The following is a 26,542-nucleotide window of genomic DNA, read 5'->3' as shown; positions in this document are numbered from 1 at the left end:
TCAGAAGAAACTCAGGCCCACGTGGAACAGCTTCTCCACATCGCGAATGTGCTTTTTATCCACAAGGAACAGAATCACATGGTCGCCCGCGGCAATCACCGTGTCGTCGTGGGCGATGATCACTTCTTCATCGCGGATGATCGCGCCGATGGTGGTGCCCGGAGGCAGCGCGATGTTTTCAATGGCCTTGCCGATGACTTTGCTCGACTTCGAATCGCCATGGGCTACCGCTTCGATGGCTTCCGCCGCGCCCCGGCGCAGTGAGTGCACGCTGACGATATCGCCGCGCCGTACGTGGGCCAGCAAGGTGCCGATGGTCGCCAGTTGCGGGCTGATGGCGATGTCGATATCACCGCCCTGGATCAAGTCGACGTAGGCCGGGTTGTTGATGATCGTCATCACCTTCTTCGCGCCCAGACGCTTGGCCAGCAGCGATGACATGATGTTGGCTTCGTCATCGTTGGTCAGGGCGAGGAAGATATCCGCGTCGGCGATGTTCTCTTCCATCAGCAAGTCGCGATCCGACGCGCTGCCCTGCAGCACCACGGTGCTGTCGAGGGTGTCGGAGAGATAACGGCAGCGAGCCGGGTTCATCTCGATGATCTTCACCTGATAGCGGCTTTCGATGGCCTCGGCCAGCCGTTCGCCGATCTGCCCGCCACCGGCGATGACAATGCGCTTGTAGCTTTCGTCGAGCCGGCGCATTTCGCTCATCACCGCGCGAATATTCGCACGGGCGGCGATGAAGAAAACTTCATCGTCCGCCTCGATCACCGTGTCGCCCTGGGGAAGAATCGGTCGGTCGCGGCGGAAAATTGCGGCCACTCGGGTTTCCACATTCGGCATGTGTTCGCGCAACTGGCGCAGTTGCTGACCCACCAGCGGCCCGCCGTAGTAGGCGCGCACCGCCACCAGTTGCGCCTGGCCTTCGGCGAAATCGATCACCTGCAAGGCGCCGGGGTGCTGGATCAAACGCTTGATGTAGTTGGTGACCACTTGCTCGGGGCTGATCAGCACGTCGACCGGAATCGCCTCGTTCTGGAACAGTTGCTCCTCGCGGGTCAGGTACGACGCTTCGCGCACCCGGGCAATCTTGGTCGGGGTGTGGAACAGGGTGTGAGCAACCTGGCAGGCGACCATGTTGGTTTCGTCGCTGTTGGTCACCGCCACCAGCATGTCGGCGTCGTCGGCGCCGGCCTGACGCAGCACGGTCGGCAGTGAGCCACGACCCTGCACGGTGCGGATGTCGAGGCGGTCGCCAAGATCGCGCAGACGGTCGCCGTCAGTGTCAACCACCGTGATGTCATTGGCCTCGCTGGCCAGATGTTCAGCCAGCGAACCGCCGACCTGTCCCGCACCGAGGATGATGATTTTCATCCAGTCACTCCATTGAATCCGTTTAGCTGCGCGCGGCAGCGATCTTGATCAGCTTGGCGTAGTAGAACCCGTCGTGCCCGCCCTGCTGGGCCAGCAATTGGCGACCATGGGGCTGCTTGATCCCGGCGGCGGTGGCCAGATCCAGCTCCCGTGCGCCCGGTGTGCGCCCAAGGAAAGCGGCGATCACTTCGGTGTTCTCGGTCGGCAAGGTCGAGCAGGTGGCGTAGAGCAGGATGCCGCCCACCTCGAGGGTTTTCCACATCGCGTCGAGCAACTCGCCTTGCAGTTGCGCGAGGGCAGCGATGTCGTCGGCCTGACGGGTCAGTTTGATGTCCGGATGACGGCGAATCACCCCGGTGGCCGAGCACGGTGCGTCGAGCAGGATGCGCTGGAACGGTTTGCCATCCCACCACGCTGCCGTGTCGCGACCGTCGGCGGCAATCAGTTCGGCACTCAAACCGAGACGTTCGAGGTTTTCCTTTACCCGCACCAGACGTTTGGCTTCCAGGTCCACCGCCACCACACCGGCCAGCGCCGGTTCGGCTTCGAGGATATGGCACGTCTTGCCGCCCGGCGCGCAGCAGGCGTCCAGCACTCGCTGACCCGGCGCGAGGTCGAGCAGGTCGGCGGCCAGTTGCGCGGCTTCGTCCTGCACGCTGATCCAGCCTTCGGCGAAACCCCGCAGGCTGCGCACGTCGGCGGCAGCGTCGAGGACAATGCCGTCGCGGCTGAAGGTGCACGGCTGTGCGGCGATACCCGCTTCGGTCAGCAGACTCAGGTAGGCATCGCGGCTGTGATGACGGCGATTGACCCGCAGGATCATCGGTGGATGCGCGTTGTTGGCTTCGCAGATGGCTTCCCATTGCTCGGGCCAGAAGGCCTTGAGGGATTTTTGCAGCCAGCGCGGGTGGGCAGTGCGCACCACCGGATCGCGTTCCAGTTCGGCGAAGATCGCCTCACTTTCCCGTTGGGCATTGCGCAACACGGCGTTGAGCAGGCCCTTGGCCCACGGTTTTTTCAGCTTGTCGGCGCAACCGACGGTTTCGCCGATGGCGGCGTGCGGCGGGACGCGGGTGTAGAGCAACTGGTAGAGACCGATCAGCAGCAACGCCTCGACATCGGCGTCCGCCGCCTTGAACGGTTTCTGTAACAGCTTTTCCGCCAGCGCCGATAAACGCGGCTGCCAGCGTGCGGTGCCGAACGCGAGGTCCTGGGTGAAGCCGCGATCGCGATCCTCGACCTTGTCCAGTTGCGTCGGCAGGGAACTGTTGAGCGAAGCCTTGCCGCTCAGGACAGCGGCGAGTGCCTTGGCGGCGGCCAGACGCGGATTCATTGCGCGTCCACCGCTGCGCCCAGCACGATGCCGGTGGCGAATTTCTCACGACGACTGTTGAACAGATCGCTGAAGTTCAGCGCCTTGCCGCCGGGCAATTGCAGGCGAGTCAGGCACAGCGCCTGTTCGCCACAGGCGACGAGCAGACCGTCCTTGCTGGCGCCGAGAATCGTGCCCGGTGCGCCTTTGCCTTCGGCCAGTGTCGCCGCCAGCACTTTCAGCGCTTCGCCGTTGAGCGTGCTGTGGGTGATCGGCCATGGGTTGAAGGCGCGGACCAGACGTTCCAGCTCAACGGCCGGACGGCTCCAGTCAATGCGTGCTTCGTCCTTGTTCAGTTTGTGCGCGTAGGTGGCGAGCTCGTCGTTCTGGACTTCGCCTTCCAGCGTGCCAGCGGCCAGACCGGCAATCGCTTGCACCACGGCGGGCGGGCCCATCTCGGCGAGGCGATCATGGAGGCTGCCGCCGGTGTCGTCGGCGCTGATCGGAGTCACGACCTTGAGCAGCATCGGCCCGGTATCGAGGCCGGCTTCCATACGCATCACGGTCACACCGCTCTCGGCATCGCCTGCTTCCACAGCGCGCTGGATCGGCGCCGCACCGCGCCAGCGCGGCAGCAGGGAGGCGTGACTGTTGATGCAACCCAGACGCGGAATATCCAGCACCGCTTGCGGCAGGATCAGGCCGTAGGCGACTACCACCATCAAGTCAGGCTTCAACGCGGCGAGCTCGGCTTGAGCGTCAGCGTTGCGCAGGGTCGGCGGCTGCAACACCTGGATATTGTTTTCCAGGGCGAGCTGTTTGACCGGGCTCGGCATCAGTTTTTGCCCACGACCGGCCGGACGATCCGGTTGGGTGTAGACCGCAACGATCTCGTGAGGGCTGTCCAACAGGGCCTTGAGGTGTTCGGCGGCGAATTCCGGGGTGCCGGCAAAAACGATGCGCAGTGGCTCAGTCATGGGGGAGTCTCATAAAAAGAAAAAGGCTTGCCGCAGCAAGCCTTTGAAGAGGGGCATCAAGCGTTCTGGCGGTGCTGCTTTTCCAGTTTCTTCTTGATCCGGTCGCGTTTGAGCGTGGACAGGTAATCGACGAACAACTTGCCGTTGAGGTGGTCGCATTCGTGCTGGATGCACACCGCGAGCAGGCCTTCGGCGATCAGTTCGTAAGGCTTGCCGTCACGATCAAGTGCCTTGATCTTGACCTTTTGCGGGCGGTCGACATTTTCGTAGAAGCCCGGCACCGAGAGGCAGCCTTCCTGGTATTGCTCCATTTCGTCGGTCAGCGGCTCGAACTCGGGGTTGATGAACACCCGCGGTTCGGTGCGGTCTTCGGAAAGGTCCATCACGACGATACGTTTGTGCACATTGACCTGGGTCGCGGCAAGGCCGATGCCCGGCGCTTCATACATTGTTTCAAACATGTCATCGACCAGCTGACGCACTTCGTCGTCCACTACAGCCACAGGTTTGGCGATAGTGCGCAGACGCGGGTCCGGAAATTCGAGGATGTTCAAAATGGCCATAAGCTTGATTGCTGCACGTGTGAGGTAAAGTCGGGCGATGGCCTGGCGGGTCCGAAGATGCAGGCTACCGTTGTGAAACGTAGCGCCCTGCTTTTCAGCATAGAGCAGGGAGCGAGCCACGGGGGCTCTGGCGTTTCACGCGAACGCACATGATAAAGGGATTCACCGCATGAGGAAATCACTACTCGCCCTGCTGTTTCTGGCCTCGGCCGGCGCCGCGCACGGGCAAGTGCAACTCAAGGAAGGTTTTCCACAGCAATACACGGTGGTTTCGGGGGATACACTCTGGGACATCTCCGGTAAATATTTGCGCGAACCCTGGCAGTGGCCACAGTTGTGGCGGGCCAATCCGCAGATCGAAAACCCCAACCTGATCTATCCGGGCGACACTCTGACGCTCAGTTACGTCAACGGCCAGCCGCGCCTCACGGTCAATCGCGGCGAGTCGCGCGGCACCATCAAGCTGTCGCCGCGCATTCGTACAAGCCCGGTGGCCGAGGCGATTCCGAGCATTCCGCTCAAATCGATCAGCAGCTTTCTGCTGAGCAACCGCATCGTCGACAAGGTCGAGGACTTCGACAAGGCGCCTTATATCGTTGCCGGCGACGCCGAACGGGTGCTCAGCGGCACCGGCGACCGGATTTTCGCCCGAGGCCACTTCGACCCGAACCAGCCGGTCTACGGGATCTTCCGCCAGGGCAAGGTCTACACCGATCCGCAGAGCAAGGAGTTCCTGGGGATCAACGCCGATGACATCGGCGGTGGTGAAATCGTCGCCACCGAAGGCGACGTCGCCACCCTCGCGCTGCAACGCACGACCCAGGAAGTGCGCCTCGGCGACCGCTTGTTCAGTGGTGAAGAGCGTTCGATCAACTCGACCTTCATGCCCAGCGCGCCCTCCACCGACATCAACGGCCTGATTATCGATGTGCCGCGCGGCGTCACGCAGATCGGCGCGATGGACGTGGTGACACTGAACAAGGGCAAACGCGACGGTCTGGCTGAAGGCAACGTGCTGGTGGTAATGAAAACCGGGGAAACCGTACGCGACCGGATCACCGGTCAACCGCTGAAAATTCCCGATGAACGCGCAGGCTTGCTGATGGTGTTCCGCACTTACGACAAACTCAGTTACGGCCTTGTGCTGAACGCATCGCGCTCACTGGCGGTGCTGGACAAGGTACGAAATCCTTAGCTGACTTCACAAGTTACCAACAGAGTTATCCACAGCTTGTTCCGAAAGGTTCGGGCCTTATAACGATCAAGGATGATCCATGATGATGCCTGTCTCCCCGTCGGTCTCGCCGGCAGAACTGGAAGCGCGCCTGCGCCTGCACCGCTTGCCGGAAATCGGTCCCAAACGTTTCACCAAATTGCTCGAAGCCTTCGGCTGCGCCTCGAAGGCGATCAGCGCGCCGGCCAGCGCCTGGCGCTCGTTGGGTTTGCCGGCGGCTTGCGCCGAGGCCCGGCGCTGCCCTGACGTTCGCGACGGCGCCAGCCACGCATTGCGCTGGTTAGAGCGTCCGGATCAACATTTACTGATGTGGGACCAAGCGGATTACCCGGCCTTGCTGGCGCAGATTCCCGACCCGCCACCCTTGCTGTTCGTCGCGGGCGATCCGCAGATACTGGAAAAACCGCAACTGGCGATGGTCGGCAGTCGCCGCGCTTCCCGCCCCGGCATGGACACCGCCGCTGCATTTTCCCGCAGCCTTGCGGGTGCCGGATTTGTGATCACCAGTGGCCTGGCGCTGGGTATCGACGCGGCGGCGCATCAAGCCGCTGTTGACGTCGGCGGGCAAACGGTCGGCGTGCTGGGTACCGGTCTGGAAAACTTTTATCCACAGCGCAATCGGCGATTGGCGGATGCGATGATTGCGTCCGGCAGTGCGGTGCTTTCGGAATTCCCTCTGGACACCGGGCCGACGGCGAGCAACTTCCCAAGACGCAACCGGATCATCAGCGGCCTGTCCCTCGGCGTGCTGGTGGTCGAGGCCAGCGTGGCCAGCGGTTCCCTGATCACCGCGCGGCTGGCGGCAGAACAGGGGCGCGAGGTGTACGCCATTCCGGGTTCGATCCATCACCCCGGCGCTCGGGGCTGTCATCAACTGATCCGTGACGGAGCGGTGCTGGTGGAAACCATCGAGCACATTCTCGAAGCCCTGCGCGGCTGGCAGCAGTTGCCGCCATCCGCTGCAGTGCCGGATCCCGATCATCCTCTGCTGGACCTGTTGCACGCCGCGCCGCACACCAGCGAGGGCCTGGCTGACAGCAGTGGCTGGGCGTTACCCAAAGTCCTGGCGGCATTGACCGAACTGGAGATGGATGGTCGCGCGGTGTGCGAAAACGGCCGCTGGTTTGCGCGCGTAAGCTAGGTTTTACATTGAAGATCGGTAAACTGCGCGAAACCTGTTTGCGGAGAGTTTTTCATGGTCAACAGTTGGCGTGTGCAACAAGCCGCACGAGAGATTCGCGCCGGGGCGGTGATTGCCTATCCAACCGAAGCCGTCTGGGGGCTGGGGTGCGATCCTTGGAATGAAGAAGCGGTGGATCGTCTGTTGGCGATCAAGAACCGTTCGGTGGACAAGGGGCTGATCCTGGTTGCCGACAACATTCATCAGTTCGATTTTCTGTTCGAGGATTTCCCGCAGGACTGGATCGATCGCATGGCCAGCACCTGGCCAGGCCCGAACACCTGGCTGGTACCCCATCAGAACCTGTTGCCGGAGTGGGTGACCGGGGTGCATGACACCGTGGCATTGCGGGTCAGTGATCATCCGCAGGTGCGGGATCTGTGCTCGTTGGTGGGGCCGTTGATTTCGACGTCGGCCAATCCGCAGGGACGGCCGGCGGCAAAGAGTCGCTTGCGGGTCGAGCAGTATTTCCGTGGTCAGGTCGATCTGGTGCTCGGCGGAGCGCTGGGCGGTCGCAAGAACCCGAGCCTGATTCGGGATCTGGCCACCGGCAAAATTGTGCGCCCGGCCTGATATCACCCTCAGTCAAATTAGTGCGTACTCCTCGGCTTCCATGGCGAGGAGTACTACATGTGCCTGCGATTTTTCCTTCATATACCTGAATTTTTAGCCCGGTTCTTGATTTGATTTTTTCCTTTCTGCGTCAGATCAATCCGTAAGTATTCAGTTATTGTAATTTTTCCGACGTTATTCTCAGAAGCCACACAGTGGCGATTTTTCTAAAACCATTCATTATTTCAATGCGCTCAGAAAACTTCGAAAAGTTAACGGCTGCGGAGAAGAAATGGATATCAGGGATTCACAGTTAACGGATTATCTGCAGGAACTTCAGGCGAGCCTTAAAAGGCGTCATGAGAACTATCGCATCGTTATTCTCGAAGCAGGATCAGACACGCGAGAGTTTGAACGGTTTGTTTCCCGTCATTTTCGGCTGCGATTGCAACACTACATGTTGACACCCAAAGCCAGGTTACTTGAAACACGTCTGGCGATTACTTCGCGCAGTACCCACTTTCTGTTGTATCAGCATGACAGGCCCACGGCCGTGTTGAGAGTGACCCCTGCGCCGTTCGAATGGGCCTCACTGGCGCAGCAGCAACTGTCTCCTGCCACAACGCTGTCGCGCCATGTCGAATTCAGTCGCTTGATCTGTCACTCGCAAACTCAATTCCCCATGTCGATCAACGGCCTGCTGGCAGCTGCCACGGAATGGGCGATCAAGCGCGGTTATGAGGGCGTTACCGCGCTCTGCCGAACACCGCAACGGCGATTGTTCCAGCGCTTCGGCCTGACGCCGATCACCACCGACGCCCTGCGCATCGAACAGCGCCAGCGCGGCGATTACTGGCTGCTCTCGGCTCAATGGCAGCAAATCTTCACAGCACTTCTGCAGTCCGCCCACCTGCTCGCCAACCCATTGGAGAATCCAGTTAATGAATGCGCCTCTCAGTTTTGAACAACAATTAAGCCTGCTCGATGAGCGAATCGAAAAAACATGGGCCGATATTCTGGAAAGTTCGCGACTGGTAAAAGCCATCCGCGAAGGCAGCGTTTCAAAAGCCTTATACGCGATCTACATGATCCAGACTTTTCACTACACGGCGCACAATGCGCGAAATCAAGGATTGGTCGGAGTTCGACACGCGGATAATCCGGTGTATGCCAAGTTCTGTTTCGAACATGCGGCACAAGAAATCGGTCATGAAAAAATGGCACTGCATGATGTCATGAGTCTTGGTCTGAAGAATGAAGTGTTCGATATTCCACCTGCCCTTCCGGCCACCGATGTGCTGATCGCTTATTTATACTGGGTCTCCTTTACCGGTAACCCGTTACAACGGCTTGGTTATAGTTATTGGGCAGAAAACGCCTACCAGTTCATCACTCCGCTTATTAACAACTTGAGTGAAGTTCTGGATCTGAAACCCGCTCAACTGACATTTTTCATTGCACATTCCGACATTGATATCGAGCATTTCAACGAAATCAAACTCATGCTGCAGCGCACCTGCAAATGTCAGGAGGACTGGGATGCGATCACCACTGTCATGGAAACCAGCCTGCGCCTGACCGGCGCCATGCTTGAGGCGGTTTATGAGCAGTTTGAGGCCTGGCAAAACGGGTTGGCGCCCCGCTATGACTTCCTCCAGGTCCTGGACAACCAATGAAGGCCTTACACCCATCTTCAAATCTGATGGCTGGAGGCAGACATGGCTGATTATTTCGACCGGCTCAACTACACGCTGGGGGATGAGGACACCGCGCTCGAGTACGCGATCCTGCCCAGACATGCCAGACATGTCCTGGGGATCGCCGGATGCGGCGGCCGGCTGTTGCCGTTGCTGGCCGCTGCCCCGTCACGCATGACCTGTACCGATATCAGCGCACCGCAACTGGCGTTCACCCGATTGCGTTTTGCCCTGCTGGAACAGACCGATCACGAGTCGTTCATGGCGTTCATGGGCTATCGAATGGAAAGCCTGAGGGCGCGACGCCGCTCCATTTTCCAGCAACTGGTCTTACCGCCGGCGGATCGTCGCTGGCTGTCCGCGTTCTTCCAGTCCCGACGTTGGGAAGCACCGATTTACATGGGGGCATTCGAGCAGACCCTGAAGCGGTTGGCGAAGATCACCGCACTGTTTACCGGTAAGGCGGGCCGGGGCATTTTTCAGTTCAGCCGGCTTGACGAACAAACGGAATATTACCGAAACCGCTTTCCCCTCAAGCGCTGGAAGGCAGTGATCGGTTTGCTGGGAAATGCAGCAGTGCTCAATTCGCTGCTGTACAAGGGCGCGTTTCCACCCAACAACCTGGGGATCAGCTCGCGCGCGGCGTATCTGGAAATTTTCCATACGTTGTTCACCACTCAGGTGGTCCGCGAGAGTTTTTTCCTGCAAATGCTGTTTTTCGGTGAGCTGCGCTATCCGCAAGGCTTTCCGCTGGAGTGTGATCCGGCCATTTTTCAGCAGGCCCGCGAGGGACTTCAGCAGTGCGAGTTACGCGTGGTGCAGGCGGACATCCTTGGCTGTGCTGCCGGGGAAACAGCCATCGATTTCATATCGCTGTCGGACGTGCCTTCCTTCATGCCCGAAGCGGCCGGAAAAAACATTTTGCAGCGCCTGGCTCCGGCTCTGTCGGAAAACGCACAGGTGGTCATGCGGGGGCATCTGCATGTGGTGCAACCCGATTGTGCAGGCTTTTGCAATGTCACCCACCAGTACCAGTCAGACATCGCACGCGAAAGAACCCAGCTCTGGCATGTCCAGGTCTATCGCCGCACTCCCTCTTTGCAGGTATCCCGATGAACACTTTTCAACCGACCGTCAATTGGGTCAAAAACCGTGTCCGGCAAGCGCGTGACGATCAGCAACAGCTATTCGACGCGGGGCTGAACGGCTTGAAGCTGGCTAAACGTGAAGGCAAAGAGATCGAACTCGACAGCGGCGAACGGCTGACCGAGTTCCTTTCCTGCTCTTATCTGGGGCTGGAGTGTGATCCACGCCTGATTCAAGGAGCGGTGAGCGCTGCGGAGTCTTTCGGCGTGCAGTTCGCCGCTGCACGAACCCGAGCCCTGTTGCCGCCCATGCGTGAGCTGGACGACCTGCTGAACCGGATATTTCAGGGACACGCAGTCACCTTCAACTCGGTAGGCAGTGCGCATCTTGGCTGTCTGCCGCTGCTCGGTTCCGGTGAGATGCCCTCTTATCCCATGCGCCGTGGCCCCTGCTGGATAGTCGACCGTGCCGCTCATGCGTCGATGCAAGTGCTGCAAGGCATTCTCTGGCAATTCGGCCCGATTCAGCGCCGCGATTGCAGCGATGTAGAGCAGGTGGAAGAAGCCTGTTCAACGGCAGTCGCGGCGGGTAACACGCCCATTATCCTGACCGACAGCATTGGTTCGATGCGTGGTGTGTATCCGATAAATCGCCTGCTGCAACTGGCGGAGCGTTTTGACGGTTATCTCTATGCGGATGACGCCCACGGTACCTCGATCCATGGTGTCGCCGGAGGAGGTTACGCGCTGGACGCGGTGGATGAACGACAGCACGGCCGGCTGATCCTCCTGTCGTCTTTGTCCAAGGCGTTCGGTGCCACCGGCGGGGCGATCACTGTGCGCACCGAAGCCGATGCCGAGATGATTCGGCGCCATGCATCGACTTATACGTTTGGCGGGCCATTGTCTGTTGGCGGGGTAGGTGCGGCTGTCGCTTCGGGGAAAATCCATTTGTCCCCGGAACTGAGTCAATTGCAGGCGTTGCTGTGGCGAAATATCGCCACGGTCGACGGTTTGCTGGGGCCAGTGCTCGGCAATCATCACGTCGCGTCCCCCATTCGTTTTATCCGCGTCGGGGCCGAGAGAGAGGCGATAAGCCTGGGGCAGTATTTGCGCCGGCTGGGAATTGCGGTCACCACCGCAGTGTTTCCGGTGGTCGCCAAGGGCGAGGCCATTTTGCGTCTGGCCATCAGTGCGAGTCACAGTCAGCGCCAGTTGGAATCTCTGGCGAACGCCGTCCGTAGCGGATTCGATGAGCTGGGCATTCGTCGGGGAGGACGCGGCGATGCACAATGACCCCGTCGCGGATGTCTCGGCCGAGGCGTTTGCGTGCAAATTGGCCCACGCGCGTTCACTGCCCTGGCTCCATGCTCTGTATCCGCGAATCCAGGAAGTGCAGGGATTGGCCGATCTGCATCGACTGCCGGTTCTGGCGGTGGAAGACGAGTCCGGCGGCGTGCTGTTTTCCGTGCTCGCTCAAGCTTCACATCAAGCACCGGGCGGCGGGCTGACCCTGACCTCGGGAGGCAGCACCGGCAATCGCAAACAGATCACCCATTCCTGGGCGTTCAACGCTGCAATTGTGCCTTTGGGAGCAAGGATGTTCGGTGCGACGGACGAACGCCCCGAGGTGGTCATCAACTGCCTGACAGCCGCGCAAATGCAGGGAGCCTTTCAATACGCGTCAGCCATCGTCCAGCACGTTGGCGCACGGTTGTTGCCTGCCGGTTCACAGATGGGTGTGCAGCGCGTCGCCGAGCTGATTCAGGCACACATGGCCGATGCGTTGATATGCACTCCCTCCTTCGCCGCCGCCTTGTTCAACCATGAGAAAGTCGGCGCCGTGCAGTTGGGCAGTCTGAAGTGGCTTTACTACATTGGAGAACCCTGCAGTAAAACGCTGCGCGACCAGTTGGCCCGGGACTGGCCGATGCTGAAGATCCGCTCGCTGGGATACAGCTCGACGGAGACCGGTCCCATCGGTTTTCAGTGCGCCCATCTGGAGCATGGTTTTTATCACCTGCATGCGGACGCCATGTTGCTCGAGGTGGTTGATTCTCTGACCCAGCAAGCCTTGGCCGTAGAGCAGACCGGTGAGTTTCTGCTGACACCCTTGCTCCCCGATCATGTGCCGTTGTTGCGTTACCGGATCGGCGATCGTGGGCGAATCCTGCGCACCGTGACGAAGTGCGCCTGTGGCAGTTCCCTGCCGGTGCTGGCGCTTGAGGGGCGGGTGGAAACATCGATCAAACTGGGGGGCGCGCTCATCACTCAGTCACAGGTGTTGCACATACTCCGACAGTTTATGCCGCAGTTGCAGGCCGCCGATGTCCAGGTGCAGATTGATCGACGGCCCGAGGGGGCACGCATGCGTCTGGTCATAGCAGAGGACGCACTGACAGCCGACACACAGAGCGTCATTGAAGATGCGTTGCAGGTCGAAGGACAGGCCAGTGCATTGCTCAGGCTGCCGGGCGTTTTGGGGTTGGAGGTGAAGCGCCTTGCCCCGCAGGAGTTCGAAACCACCCAGGCCAGCAAGACACCGTTTTTTGTGACGTTGGAACAGACCCCGGTACCGTTGTGAAAGTACGCCGGGGTCATCGGTGGTCAGGGCAGCAGGACAGTCGAGCCGGTGGTGCGCCGTGCCGACAGTTCGGTCTGCGCCTGGGCGGCGTCAGCCAGTGGATAACGCTGGCTGATATCCACTTTCAGCTTGCCGCTGGTGATCATCCCGAACAGCTCATCGGCCATCCGCTGCAGGTTTTCGGCGTTGTTGGCGTAGGTCGCCAGCGTTGGCCGGGTGACGTAAAGCGAACCTTTTGCCGCCAGTATCCCCAGGTTCACCCCGTCCACCGCGCCCGATGCGTTACCGAAGCTCACGACCAGGCCTCGGGGTGCCACGCTGTCCAGCGAGGCTGGCCAGGTGTCCTTGCCGACGCCGTCGTAGACCACCGGGACTTTCTTCCCGTCGGTCAATTCCAGCACCCGTTGAGCAACGTTTTCGTGGCTGTAATCGATGGTTTCCCAAGCACCGTGGGCCTTCGCCAGTTTGGCTTTCGCTTGCGAACTGACGGTGCCGATCAGCTTCACGCCCAGAGACTTGGCCCATTGGCAGGCAAGCAAGCCAACGCCGCCGGCCGCTGCATGGAACAGAATGGTTTCGCCGCCCTTGAGTTCGTAGGTCTGGCGCAGCAGGTACTGCACGGTCAGGCCCTTGAGCATCACGCCGGCGGCGGTTTCGAAGTCGATGGCGCTCGGCAGGTGCACCAGATTCGCCTCGGGCAATACGTGGACGTCGCTGTACGCGCCCAACGGGCCGCTGCCATAGGCCACGCGATCACCGACCTTGAACCGGGTGACCTCGCTGCCCACGGCCTCGACGATGCCAGCGCCTTCCGAACCCACGCCCGAAGGCAACGCCGGTGGCGCGTACAAGCCGCTGCGGTAGTAGGTGTCGATGAAGTTCAGGCCGATGGCCTTGTTGCTCACGCGAACCTGCTGCGGACCGGGCTCGGCGGGTTGATAGTCAACGTACTCGAGCACTTCGGGGCCGCCGTGGGCGCGGAACTGGATTCGCTTGGCCATCTGCCTACTCCTTGGGTCATTCGGGAAGGTCCCTATCGAACGCTCATGCTTGATCTTCGTCAACTGCGGCGTGCCGGTTTGCGATGGTATGCTACGCGCCCATTTGCGCGGGGCGCCGCGCAGTTCCGCCCGATCCAAGGTGAAGCCATGACGACCCGCACCGACGCCGTAAAGGCCTATCTGCTCGACCTGCAAGACCGCATCTGCGCCGCGCTGGAAACCGAAGACGGCGGCACGCGCTTCGTCGAAGACGCCTGGACCCGTCCGGCCGGCGGTGGCGGTCGGACCCGGGTGATCGAGAACGGCACGGTGATCGAAAAGGGCGGCGTCAACTTTTCCCACGTCTTCGGCAGTGGCCTGCCACCGTCCGCCAGTGCCCATCGGCCGGAACTGGCCGGGCGTGGCTTCGAAGCCCTCGGCGTGTCGCTGGTGATTCACCCGCATAACCCGCATGTGCCGACGTCCCACGCCAACGTGCGCTTTTTCATTGCCGAGAAGGAAGGTGAAGAACCGGTCTGGTGGTTCGGCGGTGGCTTCGACCTGACTCCGTACTACGGCAACGAAGAAGACTGCATCCACTGGCACCGTGTCGCCGAGCAGGCTTGCGCGCCATTCGGCCCGGACGTCTACTCGCGCTACAAGGCCTGGTGCGACACCTACTTTCACATCAAGCATCGCCACGAGCCACGCGGTATTGGCGGGCTGTTCTTCGATGACCTGAACGAGTGGGACTTCGACACCAGTTTCGCCTTCATGCGCGCCATCGGCGATGCGTACATCGACGCTTACCTGCCGATCGTGCAGCGCCGCAAGAACGACGCCTTCACCGCCAAACAGCGCGAGTTCCAGGAATTCCGCCGTGGCCGCTACGTTGAGTTCAACCTGGTTTACGACCGTGGCACCCTGTTCGGCCTGCAATCGGGCGGGCGTACGGAGTCGATCCTGATGTCGCTGCCGCCGCAAGTGCGCTGGGCCTACGACTGGAAAGCCGAGCCGGGCAGCGAAGAAGCGCGCCTGACCGAATACTTCCTGCAAGATCGCGACTGGCTGGCCCAGGCCTGAGGATTTCTGATGGATCGTTACGTCGTTTTCGGTAACCCGATCGGTCACAGCAAATCGCCGATGATTCACAAACTGTTCGCCGAACAGACCGGGCAGAGCCTCGACTACAGCACCCTGCTGGCGCCGCTCGAGGACTTTTCCGGCTGCGCCACGGCGTTTTTCCAGGACGGTCGCGGCGCCAACGTGACCGTGCCGTTCAAGGAAGACGCCTATCGCCTCGCCAACAGCCTGACCGCCCGCGCCCAGCGCGCCGGTGCGGTGAACACTCTGAGCAAACTGGCCGATGGCAGCCTGCTCGGCGATAACACCGACGGCGCCGGGCTGGTGCGGGATCTGACGGTCAACGCCGGGTTCAGCCTCACCGGCAAACGCATTCTGCTGCTCGGCGCCGGCGGCGCGGTGCGCGGTGCGCTGGAGCCGTTGCTGGCGCAGCAGCCGGCCTCGGTCATCATCGCCAATCGCACGGTGGACAAGGCCGAGCTGTTGGCCGAGCTGTTCTGTGATCTGGGGCCGGTATCGGCCAGTGGTTACGACTGGTTGCGCGAGCCGGTGGACGTGATCATCAACGCAACGTCTGCCAGCCTCACTGGCGACGTGCCGCCGATTGCCCCTAGCCTGATAGAACCCGGCAAGACGCTGTGCTACGACATGATGTACGGCAAGGAACCGACCGCGTTCTGCCGCTGGGCCAGTGAGCATGGCGCGGCCGTGGTGATGGATGGCTTGGGCATGTTGGCCGAACAGGCTGCCGAGGCGTTCTTCCTGTGGCGCGGCGTACGTCCCGACACGGCGCCGGTTCTGGCGGAATTGCGTCGGCAGTTGGCGCTTTAAGACGCCCTCAGTCTTCGAAGCGGATCGGGCATTTCTCCGGCCCTTCGAGCTTGCGCAATTCTTCCACCACCTGCGGTCGCGCCTGACGCAAGGTCAGGCTGCGATCCTGGCGCAGCAGGCGCCGGGCTTCCTGATGGAGCATTTCCACGCCTGAATAGTCGATGAAGTTGATCTGCTGCGCCTCGATCACCACCCGCGCACCGTGCATCCGTTGCAGGCGCACTTGCAGATAGTGGCTGGCGCCGAAAAAGATCGACCCGCCGACCCGCAGTACATCGTCTTCGCCATCGCGCCAGTGCTGCACCCTCGGCTGTGAGGTGCGCTTGAGGTAGAAGAATAGCGAGGCCAGCACGCCGGCATAGATCGCCGTCTGCAATTCCAGCAACAACGTGGCGACGCAGGTCAGACACATCACCACAAATTCGGCCCGGCTGACTCGCAGCAGTGCACGAATGCCGCGATGATCCACCAGTCCCCAGGCGATCAACAAAATGCTGCCGGCCATGGCCGGAATCGGAATGTGCGCGATCAGCCCGGCACCGAAAATCGCGAACAACGCCACCCACAACGCCGAAAACACTCCGGCCAGTGGCGAACACGCCCCGGCCTCATGGCTCAACCCGGAGCGGGTGAACGAGCCGGCGGACAACGATCCCGAAAAGAATGCCCCGACAATGTTCGACAGCCCCTGCGCACGGACTTCCTGATTGGCGTCGAGCAACTGTTGTGAACGTGCGGAAATCGAACGGGCAATCGACAGGCTGGTGACCAACCCGAGCATGCCCACCGCCACGGCACTGGGCAGCAGGCGCAGGATCAGATCCATATCCAGCGGCAATCCACTGAACGGCGGCAAGCGCCCGACAAACGCGCTGACCCGTTGAACATGCCCGAACATCGCCGGCCACAGCCACACCACCAGACTGCCGAGCACTAATGTCATCAACAACGTCGGCCAGCGCGGCAGCCATTGTTTGAGCAAGGCGCCAACCACAACCGTCGCCACACCAAGGACCAGCGACGGTTTATCCACCGCCCCTAGATGGCGCAGCAGATCCATCAGGCTGTCCAGCGCCGTGGCCTTGGCCGGCAGATCCAGCCCCAGCAGGTTCGGCAATTGACCGATGGCAATCACGACCGCCGCGCCGAGGGTGAAGCCCAGCACCACGGAATGCGAGACGAAATTCACCAGTGCACCGAAGCGCAGCAGGCCGAGCAGCCACTGGAAAATCCCGGCAAGGAAGGTCAGCAGCAGGATCAGGGTGATGTAGTCCTGTGACGCAGGCACGGCCAGCGGGCTGACACTGGCGAACAGCACAATCGAAATGGCCGCTGTCGGCCCGCAGATCAGATGCCACGACGAGCCCCACAGACAGGCGATCAACACCGGAACGATGGCGGCATAGAGACCATATTCCGGTGGGAGACCGGCGATCAGGGCGTAGGCAATCGACTGAGGCAACGCGAGAATCGCCCCGCTGAGGCCGACGACCAGGTCCCGCCCGACGCTGGCGCGGGTCTGCCGGGGCAGCCAGGTCAGGAAGGGGAAAAGTGAGCGACGGCTGGGGAGGGCCATGGATCCTCTCGGGTGAAATTTTGCGCATTGTACGCAGTCCGGGACGCGGAGCGTCCATTGCGGCGTTCCCACGCAGAGCGTGGGAACGATCGGCCCGCGCAGTTACAGTTTGGACTTAACGGCCGGCAACGCATCTTTGCCGTCCACGGTCTTCACACCATCAAGCCACTTGTCCAACACCCCCGGATTGGCCTTGATCCACGCCTTCGCCGCCTCCGCATTGCTGACCTTCTTGTTCACCACTTCGGCCATGATGCTGTTCTCCATCTCCTGAGTGAACGAAAGATTGGTCAGCAATTTACCCACATTCGGACAGGCCTCGGCGTAGCCCTTGCGAGTCAGGGTGTAGACGCTACCCGTGTCGCCAAAGTACTTCTCGCCACCCTTGAGGTAATGCATTTTCAGCTGCACGTTCATCGGGTGCGGGGTCCAGCCGAGGAAGGTGACGAATTTCTGCTTCTTCACCGCCCGCGAGACTTCGGCCAGCATCGCCTGTTCGCTGGACTCAATCAGCTTCCACTGGCCCATGTCGAAGTCGTTCTTCTTGATGATTTCTTGCAGCGAAATGTTTGCCGGCGCGCCGGAGCCGATGCCGTAGATCTTGCGCTCGAACTTGTCCGCATATTTGTTCAGGTCAGCAAAGTTATGCACACCCGCATCCCACACGTAATCCGGCACGGCCAGGGTGAATTCGGTGCCGTCGAGGTTCTTCGCCAATTGGGTGACGTCACCGGTGGCGACGAACTTGTCGTAGAAACCCTGCTGCGCCGGCATCCAGTTGCCGAGGAACACGTCGACCTGGCCATCCTTCAAGCCGCCGAAGGTGATCGGCACTGCGAGGGTGTCGACCTTGGCCTTGTAGCCCATGCCATCGAGCAGAAACCCGGTGATGGCGTTGGTTGCGGCGATGTCGCTCCAGCCGGGATCGGCCATTTTCACCGTGTCGCAGCTCTCGGCGAACGCGGATGCGCTGCCCAGTGCCAGCAGACTGACCGTCACGACTGTGGATAACTTGACCATGGACTTCCCCTTAACGTTATTGGTTTTGGCAGGGTTGTGGATAACGGGCCTTGCGCTCCAGGTCATCGAGGTCGATGTGGTTGCGCATGTATTGTTGGCTGGCGTCCACCAGCGGCTGGTGATCCCAGCTCTTCAATTTGCCGATCGTCAGCGCCTCGGCGACGAAACGCCGGCGGCGTTGACTTTCGAGGACATCGCGGTGAATCGCCGGGAGGTCCCACTTGGCTCGCGCTTCGGCAAGAAAATCGTCGAACAGCTGGCGATGTTGTGGTGATTGGCTGAGTTCTTCCTGTTCGCGTGGATCGTTATCCACATCGAAGAGTAGGCAAGGGTCGGTTTCGCTGTAGATAAATTTGAAGGCGCCACGACGGATCATCATCAGCGGACTGACGGTGCCCTCGGCCATGTATTCGCCGAACACTTCGTCGTGACCGCCCTGCCCCTGCAGGTGTGGAACCAACGAGCGTCCGTCCAGTGGGAGGTTAGGTTCCAGGCTGCCGCCGGCCAGTTCGACGAAGGTCGGCAACAGATCGGCGGTGGACACAGCGGCACTGACGCGGCCCGATTTGAACTGACCGGGCGCACTTATCAACAGGGGCACCCGGGCGGCCATCTCGAACCAGTGCATTTTGTACCAGAGGCCCTTTTCTCCCAGCATGTCGCCATGGTCACCGGAAAACACGATAACGGTGTCGTCCATCAGCCCACAGTCTTCGAGGGTTTGCAGAAGTTTGCCGACGTTGGCGTCGATATAGCTGCACGCACCAAAGTATGCGCGTCGCGCATCGCGGATTTTATCCACAGGCAGCGGCTTGTCCCACAGGTCATAAACCTTGAGCAAACGCTGGGAGTGCGGATCGAGTGAATGTTGATCCGGGGTCGTCGGAAGCGGGATATCCGCATCGTCGTACAAATCCCAGAACGCCTTGGGAATCGTGTACGGGTCGTGAGGGTGAGTCATCGACACGGTCAGGCAGAACGGCTGGTCGCCGTCCTCGCGGATATGGTCGAACAGGTATTGCTGAGCCTTGAACACCACCTCTTCATCGAAGTCGAGCTGGTTGGTGCGTACACACGGCCCGGCCTGAAGCACCGAAGACATGTTGTGATACCAGCTCGGCCGTACATCGGGCTCGTCCCAATTCACGGCCCAGCCGTAGTCGGCCGGGTAGATGTCGCTGGTCAGGCGTTCTTCGTAGCCGTGCAGTTGATCGGGGCCGCAGAAATGCATCTTGCCTGACAGCGCGGTGCGATAGCCCAGGCGGCGCAGGTAATGGGCATAAGTGGGAATGTCGGCGGGGAAATCGGCGGCGTTGTCGTAGGCGCCTATCTTGCTCGGCAACTGGCCACTGACCAAGGTGAAACGCGACGGCGCGCACAACGGGCTGTTGCAATACGCGGCATCGAACACCACGCCTTGTTCGGCGAGGCGGCTGAGATTCGGCAGTTTGATGGGCGAAGGACCGTAGAACGGCAACATTGGCGCGGCCATTTGATCGGCCATGATGAAAAGAATGTTCTTGCGCTTCATGTGATCGCGGCATTCCATAGTGAATATTTATGCGACATTGCTGCGATTGAGCATGGATTCCATGCATTTTCCGGTAAAGCCCGCGCCGGGCAATAACTAGGATAAGCACAGCTTATGTATGAAGCCCTCGGTGATTTGTCCCTGGATCTGCTGCGCGTCTTCGAGGCGGCGGCTCGTCATCGCAGTTTTACCGCTGCGGCGGTGGAACTCGGGACCACTCAGCCAGCCATCAGTCAGCAGATCAAACGGCTGGAGGAACAGCTCGGAACACGGCTGTTCGACCGGATCTACCGAGGTATCGAGATGACCGAGGTCGGTTCGATCCTTTTCGAGCAAGTCACCCTCGGTTTGCAGAATATCGACGCAGGATTAAGCGCGATCAGCGCACAACAGCAACATGAAGTGCTGCAGGTCGCCACCGATTTCGCCTTTGCCGCGTACTGGTTGATGCCGCGTCTGCACCGTTTTCACGAAGCCAATCCGCAGGTCGATGTCAGCCTGGTCACCAGTGAGCGCAATCACAACATGCTGCGCCCGGATATCGACGTTGCCGTGCTGTTCGGCGACGGTCGCTTCAAACAGGGCGAAAGTCACTGGCTGTTCAGCGAAGAAGTGTTTCCGGTGTGCAGCCCGCAATTGCTCAAGGATCGCGCTCTGCCTTTGCCGCCCCAGGCTTTGCTGGAGTTTGCGCTGTTGCACCTGCGCGGGGAGAACAGCAGCAACTGGTTCGAGTGGAGCGGCCTGTTCCGCGAACTAGGCATCAACACGCCGCCCGCGCCGGGACAGCTGCGCTTCGACAATTACACCTTACTGATTCAAGCGGCGATTGGCGGTCAGGGCGTGGCCATCGGCTGGCGGCACCTTGTGGATAACTTGCTGACCCAAGGTCTGTTGTGCCGACCGATCGCCGAAACCACCTTGTCGCGCCTCGGTTATTACGTAGTGCTGCCACAGCGCAAGCGCCGGGGCGCGTTGATCCAGACCTTCGTGGACTGGCTGATGGCCGAACAGGCCAGCAGCGCCGAATCCCTGGCCGGGCTGCCGCTGCCGTCCATTGCGGTTTGAAGGATCAGCAGGCGGCGACAAAATCCACGTGCTGACGGATATGCAGATTCAGCCGCAGCTCATCGGCAATCCCCACCGCCACCCGGTTCAGGCGTTCCAGCGGTTCGGCCAGACCCGGTTCCAGCGTGCGGCCGACCTGACTGAAATGCTCGATCGTCAGCCCGGCGACGCTGCGTGGTGCGTTGACCAGCGTCCAGTGCAGCGGGCTGCTTTGCAGGGCTTCGTGCACTTCTTCGGCGGCGTGGCGTTGCAGCGGGTCGGCGTTTTCCGGATCGTCCAGTGCTTCGAATTCGCCGATGACAAACAGCCGCGAGACGTTTGCCGCCTGTAGCCCATCGATCAGCGCATCCACCGCCAGCACCTGTTCTACCGGCCCCAGCACCACGGATTTCTCGACATGATCGCTGCTCAGCGGCAAGCCCGGTGCATTGAGCAGGCAAATCACTGCCGAGCTGCCGGCCACGCTCTGATTGACCCGCTCGGCATCGAGCAGGTCACCACTTTTAGTGCGCAGCCCCGGCCGTGGGGCGAGCGCCGTCAAATCGTCGAGGATGGCAATGACTTCGTGCTGGCGGCGCAGCAGTTCAGCCATCAACGCACTGCCCAGGCTACTCATGGCACCATAGAGCACCACTTTCACCGCCGGGGTTTCGGCATTTTTCATGGCTGAGGTTCCTTTTGTTTTCCCTTGTATGGCGTGTGACATACGGGCAACGCCGAGGGTTCGAACCGATTCAGAGGGTTTGCGATGCAGACGATCAAGGGTTATCACGCCCACGTTTATTACGACGCCAGCACGATCAAACAGGCGCGGGCGCTGTGTGAGCAGGCGGCGGCGCTGTTTCCATTGAAGATGGGTCGCGTGCATGAACGCCCGGTCGGCCCGCACCCGGACTGGAGCTGCCAGCTGGCCTTCGGCCCGGAACTGATCGGCGACGTGTTGCCGTGGCTGGCGCTCAATCGCAAGGGGCTGGTGGTGTTCCTGCACCCGGACACCGGCGATGACTTGCTCGATCACACCGAGCACGCGATCTGGATGGGCGCGATGCGGCCGCTGGATCTGTCTGTTTTTTAATCAGATGGTTTCTTCGGGTTCGCCCGGCAAATGCTCGTCCAGATGCAGCCATGGTATCTGGCTGTCGGTCCAGATATGCCGCTCGGCGGCGGCCTGCTCCGGATGATCCAGCGTGGCCACCGTCAGATCGATGCTCTCGGGGCTGAGCAACGTCACCAGCGCCAGTTGTGCGCCGCAGTTCGGGCAGAAAAACCGGGCGCAGGTGGTCGATGAGTCATAGCGCGAAGGCGTCCCGGCCAGCCACTGGAAGTTCGCCGCCGGCACCGTGATCCAGGTCGTGACGATGCCGCCGCTGACCTTTCGACAGACCGAACAATGGCAGTGGGCAATGTCGTGCAACGCTCCGCTGAACTGATAGCGGATATGTCCGCAGTGGCAGCCGCCGCCGTGCAACTCAGTCATCGCCCTGCCCTCCGCTTCCCGTGTTCATTGACTCTAGCCCGCATCCGACGGCCTGTTGGCCGTTCGCCCAGAGCTTTGCTGCGCGAAAGGTAGCCGAAAGGTTCCCCGATTAGGATCGCCCCCACTGCCGGCACCAGACCGGTTGGCCAACGCGTGTGATTGCCCGCACGTCAGGCCCGATTAACAACAACAATGGTGATTCTGATGTCCTCTGCAACCCGCCTCTTCGCTGTAACTCCGCCCGTACGCCTCGTGCTTCCCGTTCTGCGCTGATCCCGTCCGATCCGCTCACTTACTTAGCCGCGCTACGCCTGGAGTATTCCCATGCTGACTTTCCTTGGCTTCGCCATGGTCATCACGTTCATGTTCCTGATCATGACCAAGCGCCTGTCTGCGCTGATCGCTCTGATCATCATCCCGATCCTGTTCGCCCTGTTCGGTGGCTTCGCCCCGAAGATCGGCCCGATGATGCTCGAAGGTATTACCAAGCTTGCGCCGACCGGCGTGATGCTGATGTTCGCCATTCTGTATTTCGCCCTGATGATCGATTCCGGCCTGTTCGACCCGGCCGTGCGCAAGATCCTCAAACTGGTCAAGGGCGACCCGCTGAAAGTTTCGGTCGGTACCGCCGTACTGGCGCTCGTCGTTTCCCTCGATGGTGACGGCGCGACCACTTATATGATCTGCGTGGCCGCCATGCTGCCGCTGTACAGCCGTATCGGCATGAGCCCGCGGATCATGGCCGGTCTGATCATCCTCGCCGGTGGCGTGATGAACATGACCCCATGGGGTGGCCCGACCGCCCGTGCCGCCAGTGCGCTGCACGTCGACCCGTCGGACATTTTCGTACCGATGATCCCGGCGATGGCTGCCGGTGTGGTGGCGATCCTGATCATTGCCTACTTCTACGGCAAACGTGAGCGTGCGCGTCTGGGTGAGCTGCACCTGATCGGCGACGAAATCGATCACAGCGAAATCAGCGTCTCGCAATTCCCGGATGCCCGCCGTCCGAAACTGATCTGGTTCAACGGCCTGCTGACCTTGGCCCTGATGTGCACGTTGATCGCCGGCCTGTTGCCGCTGCCGGTGCTGTTCATGGTGGCATTCAGTATTGCCATGATCGTCAATTACCCTTGCCTGCAAATGCAGAAGGATCGCGTCGCGGCCCACGCCGGCAGCGTGCTGTCGGTGGTCAGTCTGATCTTCGCGGCAGGCATTTTCACCGGTATCCTGTCGGGCACCGGCATGGTCGACGCGATGTCGAAAAGCCTGCTGGCGGTGATCCCTGATGTCCTCGGCCCGTACCTGGCGGTGATCACGGCGCTGGTGAGCATGCCGTTCACGTTCTTCATGTCGAACGACGCGTTCTACTACGGTGTATTGCCGGTGTTGTCCGAAGCGGCCAGCCATTACGGCATCACGGCGGTGGAAATGGCCCGTGCCTCGATCGTCGGTCAGCCGGTTCACCTGCTGAGTCCACTGGTGCCGTCGACATACCTGCTGGTGGCACTGGCGGGGATCGAGTTCGGCGATCACCAGCGTTTCACCCTGAAGTGGGCGGTGCTGGTCTGCCTGTGCATACTGGCAGCCGCCTTGCTGCTGGGGACTTTCCCGCTGTTCGGCACGTTGTAACGGTACCCAACTCACCATGACGCCAGCTGATTGCTGGCGTCATGGTTTAACACTCGCTCAAAGGAATACACATGGAATGGCTGACCAACCCTGAGATCTGGGTTGCCTTCTTCACCCTGACCGCCCTGGAAATCGTTCTGGGCATCGATAACATCATCATGATTTCGATCCTGGTCAGCCGCATGCCCAAACACATGCAGCAGCGCACCCGGATCTTCGGCCTTGGCCTGGCCATGATCACGCGGATCCTGTTGCTGCTGTCGATCACCTGGGTCATGCGCCTCACCGCCGACCTGTTCGAAGTGTTCGGCCAGGGCATTTCCGGTCGCGACCTGATCCTGTTCTTCGGTGGCCTGTTCCTGCTGTGGAAAAGCTCCCAGGAGATGTACCACGCACTGGAAGGTGAAGACGAAACCGGCGACGAGCCTTCGGGCAAGGGCGGCAACTTCCTCTACACCATCATCCAGATCGCGATCATCGACATCGTGTTCTCGCTGGACTCGGTGATCACCGCCGTCGGCATGGTGTCCCACGTACCTGTGATGGTCGCCGCGATCATCGTGGCCGTGCTGGTGATGATGCTGGCCTCGGGCAAGATCAGCGAGTTCATCGACCAGCACCCGTCGCTGAAAATGCTCGCGCTGTCGTTCCTGCTGGTGGTCGGCACCGTGCTGATTGCCGAATCGTTCGACGTGCACGTACCGAAAGGCTACGTCTACTTCGCCATGGCGTTCTCGCTGGCGGTCGAAGCGATCAACATCAAGATGCGCACCGCCATCGCGAAAAAACGCAAACAGCAGGATCCGGTGAAACTGCGCAAGGACATTCCGGGTCAGTAATCCGGACGCTGCGCAAAAGATCAAAGGGCCTTCGGGCCCTTTTTTCATGGCCGCATGAACCTGTTTTCATGACACTTTTGTTTCAATCCCCGCTTTAGCTGTGCAATGCTGGCGCCGAGACCGTTAGCCAACTACAGCTTAAGTATCAGAACGTAGAAATTGCGCGGTACCGTCCACTTGCCCCTCTGGGGCGCTGCGATTACAGGGGGTCTGCATGCTCACCCTGCTCAATTTGCTGTCTGCCGTGGCTCTGCTGATCTGGGGCACGCATATCGTCCGAACCGGCATCCTGCGGGTGTACGGCACCAACCTGCGCCACGTGATCGGCCAGAACATGTCCAGACGCTGGCTGGCCTTTGTTGCCGGTATCCTCGTCACGGCGATGGTGCAGAGCAGCAACGCCACCGCCATGCTCGTGACGTCCTTTGTCGGTCAGGGCCTGATGGCGTTGACCCCGGCCCTGGCGACCATGCTCGGTGCCGACGTCGGAACGGCGCTGATGGCGCGGGTGTTGACGTTCGACCTGTCGTGGCTGTCGCCGCTGCTGATTTTCATTGGGGTGATTTTCTTTCTGTCGCGCAAACAGACGCGGCTCGGGCAGATGGGCCGCGTGTCCATTGGGCTGGGGCTGATCATTCTGGCGCTGCAACTGATCGTCGAGGCCGCCGCGCCGATCACCCATGCCCAAGGGGTGAAGGTGATTTTCGCCTCGCTGACCGGTGATATCCTGCTCGACGCCCTGGTCGGCGCGCTGTTCGCGATGATTTCCTACTCCAGCCTCGCCGCCGTGCTGCTGACCGCCACGCTCGCCGGCGCGGCGGTGATCAGCCTGCCGGTGGCGATCGGTCTGGTGATCGGCGCCAACATCGGCAGCGGTGTGCTGGCGTTCATGAGCACCAGCATGCAGAACGCCGCCGGCCGGCAGGTGGCGCTGGGCAGCCTGTTGTACAAGCTGATCGGGCTGTTGCTGATCATTCCGGTGCTTGATCCGCTGGTGCACTGGATCGACAGCCTGGATTTCAGCCCTCAGGAAATGGTCATCGGCTTCCACCTGCTCTACAACACCGCGCGTTGCCTTATCCTGCTGCCGAGCGTCGGGCCGATGGCGCGGCTGTGTGCCTGGCTGCTGCCGGAGCGTCCGGAGGTCAACGGCACCGCCAAGCCCCGCCACCTTGATGCCTCCGCACTGGTCACGCCGAGTCTGGCGCTGGCCAACGCCGCCCGGGAAACCCTGCGCATGGGCGACCTGATCGACAACATGCTCGACGCGACCCTCGACGTGCTGCGCGGCAAACAGACCGCCGTCACCCAGGAAATGCGCAAGCTGACCGATGACGTCGAAGCGCTGTACAGCGCGATCAAGCTGTACCTGGCGCAGATGCCCCGCGAAGATCTCGGCGAACAGGACAGTCGGCGCTGGGCGGAGATCATCGAGCTGGCGATCAACCTCAAACTCGCCAGCGACCTGATCGAACGCATGCTGCGCAAGGTGCAGCAGCAGAAGACTTCGCAACGCCGGTCGTTTTCCGAAGACGGGCTGGAAGAACTGGCCGGTCTGCACCAGCAATTGATCGCCAACCTGCGGCTGGGGCTGTCGGTGTTCCTCAGTGGTGACAAGGAAAGCGCCCGCCAGTTGCTGCGCGAGAAACGGCGCTTTCGCGCCCAGGAGCGGCGTCTGGCCCACGCCCATGTCAGCCGGTTGCAACGCAAGATCGTGCAGAGTATCGAGACCAGTTCGTTGCACCTGGAGTTGATTGCCGACATGAAACGCCTGAATTCGCTGTTCTGCAGCAGCGCCTATGTGGTGCTGGAAACTTCCGATACCGGCGCGCTGGCGGCGGACGATATGGCGGACATCACGCATTCGCCTTGAACGTCTGGGGTTGTGGTCAGTCAGTAACTCAAGGTTCGGCCTCGCGGCCGGACTGACGACACGGATCTCCAATT

Annotated in this window: 25 protein-coding genes; 15 read left to right on the top strand and 10 right to left on the bottom strand. The window is 60.8% G+C overall.

Features of this window, described 5'->3' with window-relative positions; all coding sequences use genetic code 11:
* Genes trkA through def form a run of 4 tightly spaced genes read right to left on the bottom strand, consistent with a single transcriptional unit; the run spans position 1 to position 4,229 of the window.
* Positions 1–1,377: a Trk system potassium transporter TrkA gene (gene trkA, locus ACKJSM_RS20340; RefSeq protein ID WP_236179934.1), complete on the bottom strand. Its 1,377-nt coding sequence runs from the start codon at positions 1,375–1,377 to the stop codon at positions 1–3.
* A 22-nt stretch (positions 1,378–1,399) separates the two neighbouring features.
* Complete coding sequence (gene rsmB / locus ACKJSM_RS20335) at positions 1,400–2,710, bottom strand: 16S rRNA (cytosine(967)-C(5))-methyltransferase RsmB (protein WP_410238647.1); 1,311 nt, start codon at positions 2,708–2,710, stop codon at positions 1,400–1,402.
* Positions 2,707–3,666: a methionyl-tRNA formyltransferase gene (gene fmt / locus ACKJSM_RS20330; RefSeq protein WP_410238646.1), complete on the bottom strand. Its 960-nt coding sequence runs from the start codon at positions 3,664–3,666 to the stop codon at positions 2,707–2,709. Before fmt ends, rsmB begins: the two co-directional genes overlap by 4 nt.
* 56 nt (positions 3,667–3,722) lie before the next feature.
* Positions 3,723–4,229: a peptide deformylase gene (gene def, locus ACKJSM_RS20325; RefSeq protein ID WP_039764933.1), complete on the bottom strand. Its 507-nt coding sequence runs from the start codon at positions 4,227–4,229 to the stop codon at positions 3,723–3,725.
* A gap of 169 nt (positions 4,230–4,398) precedes the next feature.
* Here def and ACKJSM_RS20320 point away from each other — a divergent pair, with 169 nt between their 5' ends.
* The 8 genes from ACKJSM_RS20320 (at position 4,399) to ACKJSM_RS20285 (ending at position 12,561) form a co-directional block, all read left to right on the top strand.
* Positions 4,399–5,424 carry a LysM peptidoglycan-binding domain-containing protein gene (locus ACKJSM_RS20320; RefSeq protein ID WP_410238645.1) on the top strand — a complete coding sequence of 342 codons (1,026 nt, stop codon included), beginning with the start codon at positions 4,399–4,401 and terminating at the stop codon, positions 5,422–5,424.
* Positions 5,425–5,503: 79 nt separating this feature from the next.
* Positions 5,504–6,604 (top strand): DNA-processing protein DprA, encoded by a 1,101-nt coding sequence (gene dprA, locus ACKJSM_RS20315; protein ID WP_410238644.1) that lies wholly within the window; start codon positions 5,504–5,506, stop codon positions 6,602–6,604.
* 54 nt (positions 6,605–6,658) lie between these two features.
* The gene (locus tag ACKJSM_RS20310; protein WP_236179943.1) at positions 6,659–7,216 is read left to right on the top strand and encodes an L-threonylcarbamoyladenylate synthase; all 558 of its coding nucleotides are present in this window, start codon (positions 6,659–6,661) and stop codon (positions 7,214–7,216) included.
* A 271-nt stretch (positions 7,217–7,487) separates the two neighbouring features.
* Positions 7,488–8,159 (top strand): hypothetical protein, encoded by a 672-nt coding sequence (locus tag ACKJSM_RS20305; protein WP_236179945.1) that lies wholly within the window; start codon positions 7,488–7,490, stop codon positions 8,157–8,159.
* A complete protein-coding gene (locus tag ACKJSM_RS20300) occupies positions 8,137–8,871 on the top strand; it encodes an iron-containing redox enzyme family protein (RefSeq protein WP_410238643.1) in 735 nt (244 codons plus the stop codon). The genes ACKJSM_RS20305 and ACKJSM_RS20300 overlap by 23 nt, the downstream gene beginning before the upstream one ends.
* A 42-nt stretch (positions 8,872–8,913) precedes the next feature.
* Positions 8,914–10,008, top strand: coding sequence for a DUF3419 family protein (locus ACKJSM_RS20295; protein WP_236179950.1), 1,095 nt, complete (start codon positions 8,914–8,916; stop codon positions 10,006–10,008).
* Entirely contained in the window at positions 10,005–11,273 is a 1,269-nt protein-coding gene (locus tag ACKJSM_RS20290) for an aminotransferase class I/II-fold pyridoxal phosphate-dependent enzyme (protein ID WP_410238642.1), read from the top strand. The genes ACKJSM_RS20295 and ACKJSM_RS20290 overlap by 4 nt, the downstream gene beginning before the upstream one ends.
* Positions 11,230–12,561 carry a phenylacetate--CoA ligase family protein gene (locus tag ACKJSM_RS20285; protein WP_410238641.1) on the top strand — a complete coding sequence of 444 codons (1,332 nt, stop codon included), beginning with the start codon at positions 11,230–11,232 and terminating at the stop codon, positions 12,559–12,561. Before ACKJSM_RS20290 ends, ACKJSM_RS20285 begins: the two co-directional genes overlap by 44 nt.
* Before the next feature lie 23 nt (positions 12,562–12,584).
* Here the strand turns inward: ACKJSM_RS20285 and ACKJSM_RS20280 are convergent, their stop codons facing one another.
* Positions 12,585–13,562: a quinone oxidoreductase family protein gene (locus ACKJSM_RS20280; protein WP_410238640.1), complete on the bottom strand. Its 978-nt coding sequence runs from the start codon at positions 13,560–13,562 to the stop codon at positions 12,585–12,587.
* Between the two features lie 147 nt (positions 13,563–13,709).
* Here ACKJSM_RS20280 and hemF point away from each other — a divergent pair, with 147 nt between their 5' ends.
* Together hemF and aroE are read left to right on the top strand one after the other, a co-directional pair.
* Positions 13,710–14,624: an oxygen-dependent coproporphyrinogen oxidase gene (gene hemF / locus ACKJSM_RS20275; RefSeq protein ID WP_236179964.1), complete on the top strand. Its 915-nt coding sequence runs from the start codon at positions 13,710–13,712 to the stop codon at positions 14,622–14,624.
* 9 nt (positions 14,625–14,633) lie between these two features.
* Positions 14,634–15,455, top strand: coding sequence for a shikimate dehydrogenase (aroE, locus tag ACKJSM_RS20270; RefSeq protein WP_236179966.1), 822 nt, complete (start codon positions 14,634–14,636; stop codon positions 15,453–15,455).
* A gap of 7 nt (positions 15,456–15,462) precedes the next feature.
* Here the strand turns inward: aroE and ACKJSM_RS20265 are convergent, their stop codons facing one another.
* The 3 genes from ACKJSM_RS20265 to betC all read right to left on the bottom strand — a co-directional run bounded on the left by ACKJSM_RS20265 (position 15,463) and on the right by betC (position 19,582).
* Positions 15,463–17,031 carry a SulP family inorganic anion transporter gene (locus tag ACKJSM_RS20265; RefSeq protein WP_410238639.1) on the bottom strand — a complete coding sequence of 523 codons (1,569 nt, stop codon included), beginning with the start codon at positions 17,029–17,031 and terminating at the stop codon, positions 15,463–15,465.
* Positions 17,032–17,133: 102 nt separating this feature from the next.
* Positions 17,134–18,051 carry a choline ABC transporter substrate-binding protein gene (choX, locus tag ACKJSM_RS20260; protein WP_410238638.1) on the bottom strand — a complete coding sequence of 306 codons (918 nt, stop codon included), beginning with the start codon at positions 18,049–18,051 and terminating at the stop codon, positions 17,134–17,136.
* 16 nt (positions 18,052–18,067) lie between these two features.
* On the bottom strand, positions 18,068–19,582 hold the full coding sequence (gene betC, locus ACKJSM_RS20255) for a choline-sulfatase (RefSeq protein WP_410238637.1): 1,515 nt from the start codon (positions 19,580–19,582) through the stop codon (positions 18,068–18,070).
* Positions 19,583–19,696: 114 nt separating this feature from the next.
* Here betC and ACKJSM_RS20250 point away from each other — a divergent pair, with 114 nt between their 5' ends.
* Positions 19,697–20,647 carry a choline sulfate utilization transcriptional regulator gene (locus ACKJSM_RS20250; protein ID WP_410238636.1) on the top strand — a complete coding sequence of 317 codons (951 nt, stop codon included), beginning with the start codon at positions 19,697–19,699 and terminating at the stop codon, positions 20,645–20,647.
* A gap of 4 nt (positions 20,648–20,651) precedes the next feature.
* On the opposite strand, the gene ACKJSM_RS20245 is transcribed toward ACKJSM_RS20250, so the two are convergent.
* Positions 20,652–21,311 carry an NAD(P)-dependent oxidoreductase gene (locus ACKJSM_RS20245; protein ID WP_410238635.1) on the bottom strand — a complete coding sequence of 220 codons (660 nt, stop codon included), beginning with the start codon at positions 21,309–21,311 and terminating at the stop codon, positions 20,652–20,654.
* Between the two features lie 84 nt (positions 21,312–21,395).
* Between ACKJSM_RS20245 and ACKJSM_RS20240 the strand changes: the two genes are divergently transcribed.
* Positions 21,396–21,722, top strand: a complete 327-nt coding sequence (locus tag ACKJSM_RS20240; RefSeq protein ID WP_011331757.1) for a DOPA 4,5-dioxygenase family protein — start codon at positions 21,396–21,398, stop codon at positions 21,720–21,722.
* On the opposite strand, the gene ACKJSM_RS20235 is transcribed toward ACKJSM_RS20240, so the two are convergent.
* Positions 21,723–22,124 (bottom strand): GFA family protein, encoded by a 402-nt coding sequence (locus tag ACKJSM_RS20235; protein WP_236179985.1) that lies wholly within the window; start codon positions 22,122–22,124, stop codon positions 21,723–21,725. It abuts the gene before it with no gap.
* A 324-nt stretch (positions 22,125–22,448) separates the two neighbouring features.
* Here ACKJSM_RS20235 and ACKJSM_RS20230 point away from each other — a divergent pair, with 324 nt between their 5' ends.
* The 3 genes from ACKJSM_RS20230 to ACKJSM_RS20220 all read left to right on the top strand — a co-directional run bounded on the left by ACKJSM_RS20230 (position 22,449) and on the right by ACKJSM_RS20220 (position 26,468).
* Positions 22,449–23,756, top strand: coding sequence for a CitMHS family transporter (locus ACKJSM_RS20230; RefSeq protein ID WP_236179987.1), 1,308 nt, complete (start codon positions 22,449–22,451; stop codon positions 23,754–23,756).
* 71 nt (positions 23,757–23,827) lie between these two features.
* Positions 23,828–24,595, top strand: coding sequence for a TerC family protein (locus ACKJSM_RS20225; RefSeq protein WP_236179989.1), 768 nt, complete (start codon positions 23,828–23,830; stop codon positions 24,593–24,595).
* 214 nt (positions 24,596–24,809) lie between these two features.
* The gene (locus ACKJSM_RS20220; RefSeq protein WP_236179991.1) at positions 24,810–26,468 is read left to right on the top strand and encodes a Na/Pi cotransporter family protein; all 1,659 of its coding nucleotides are present in this window, start codon (positions 24,810–24,812) and stop codon (positions 26,466–26,468) included.
* Positions 26,469–26,542 lie beyond the last annotated feature (74 nt).

Origin of the sequence: Pseudomonas sp. PHC1, assembly GCF_046487845.1 — a bacterium.
GTDB lineage: Bacteria > Pseudomonadota > Gammaproteobacteria > Pseudomonadales > Pseudomonadaceae > Aquipseudomonas > Aquipseudomonas sputi.
This window is presented reverse-complemented; position numbering and strand designations above follow the sequence as displayed.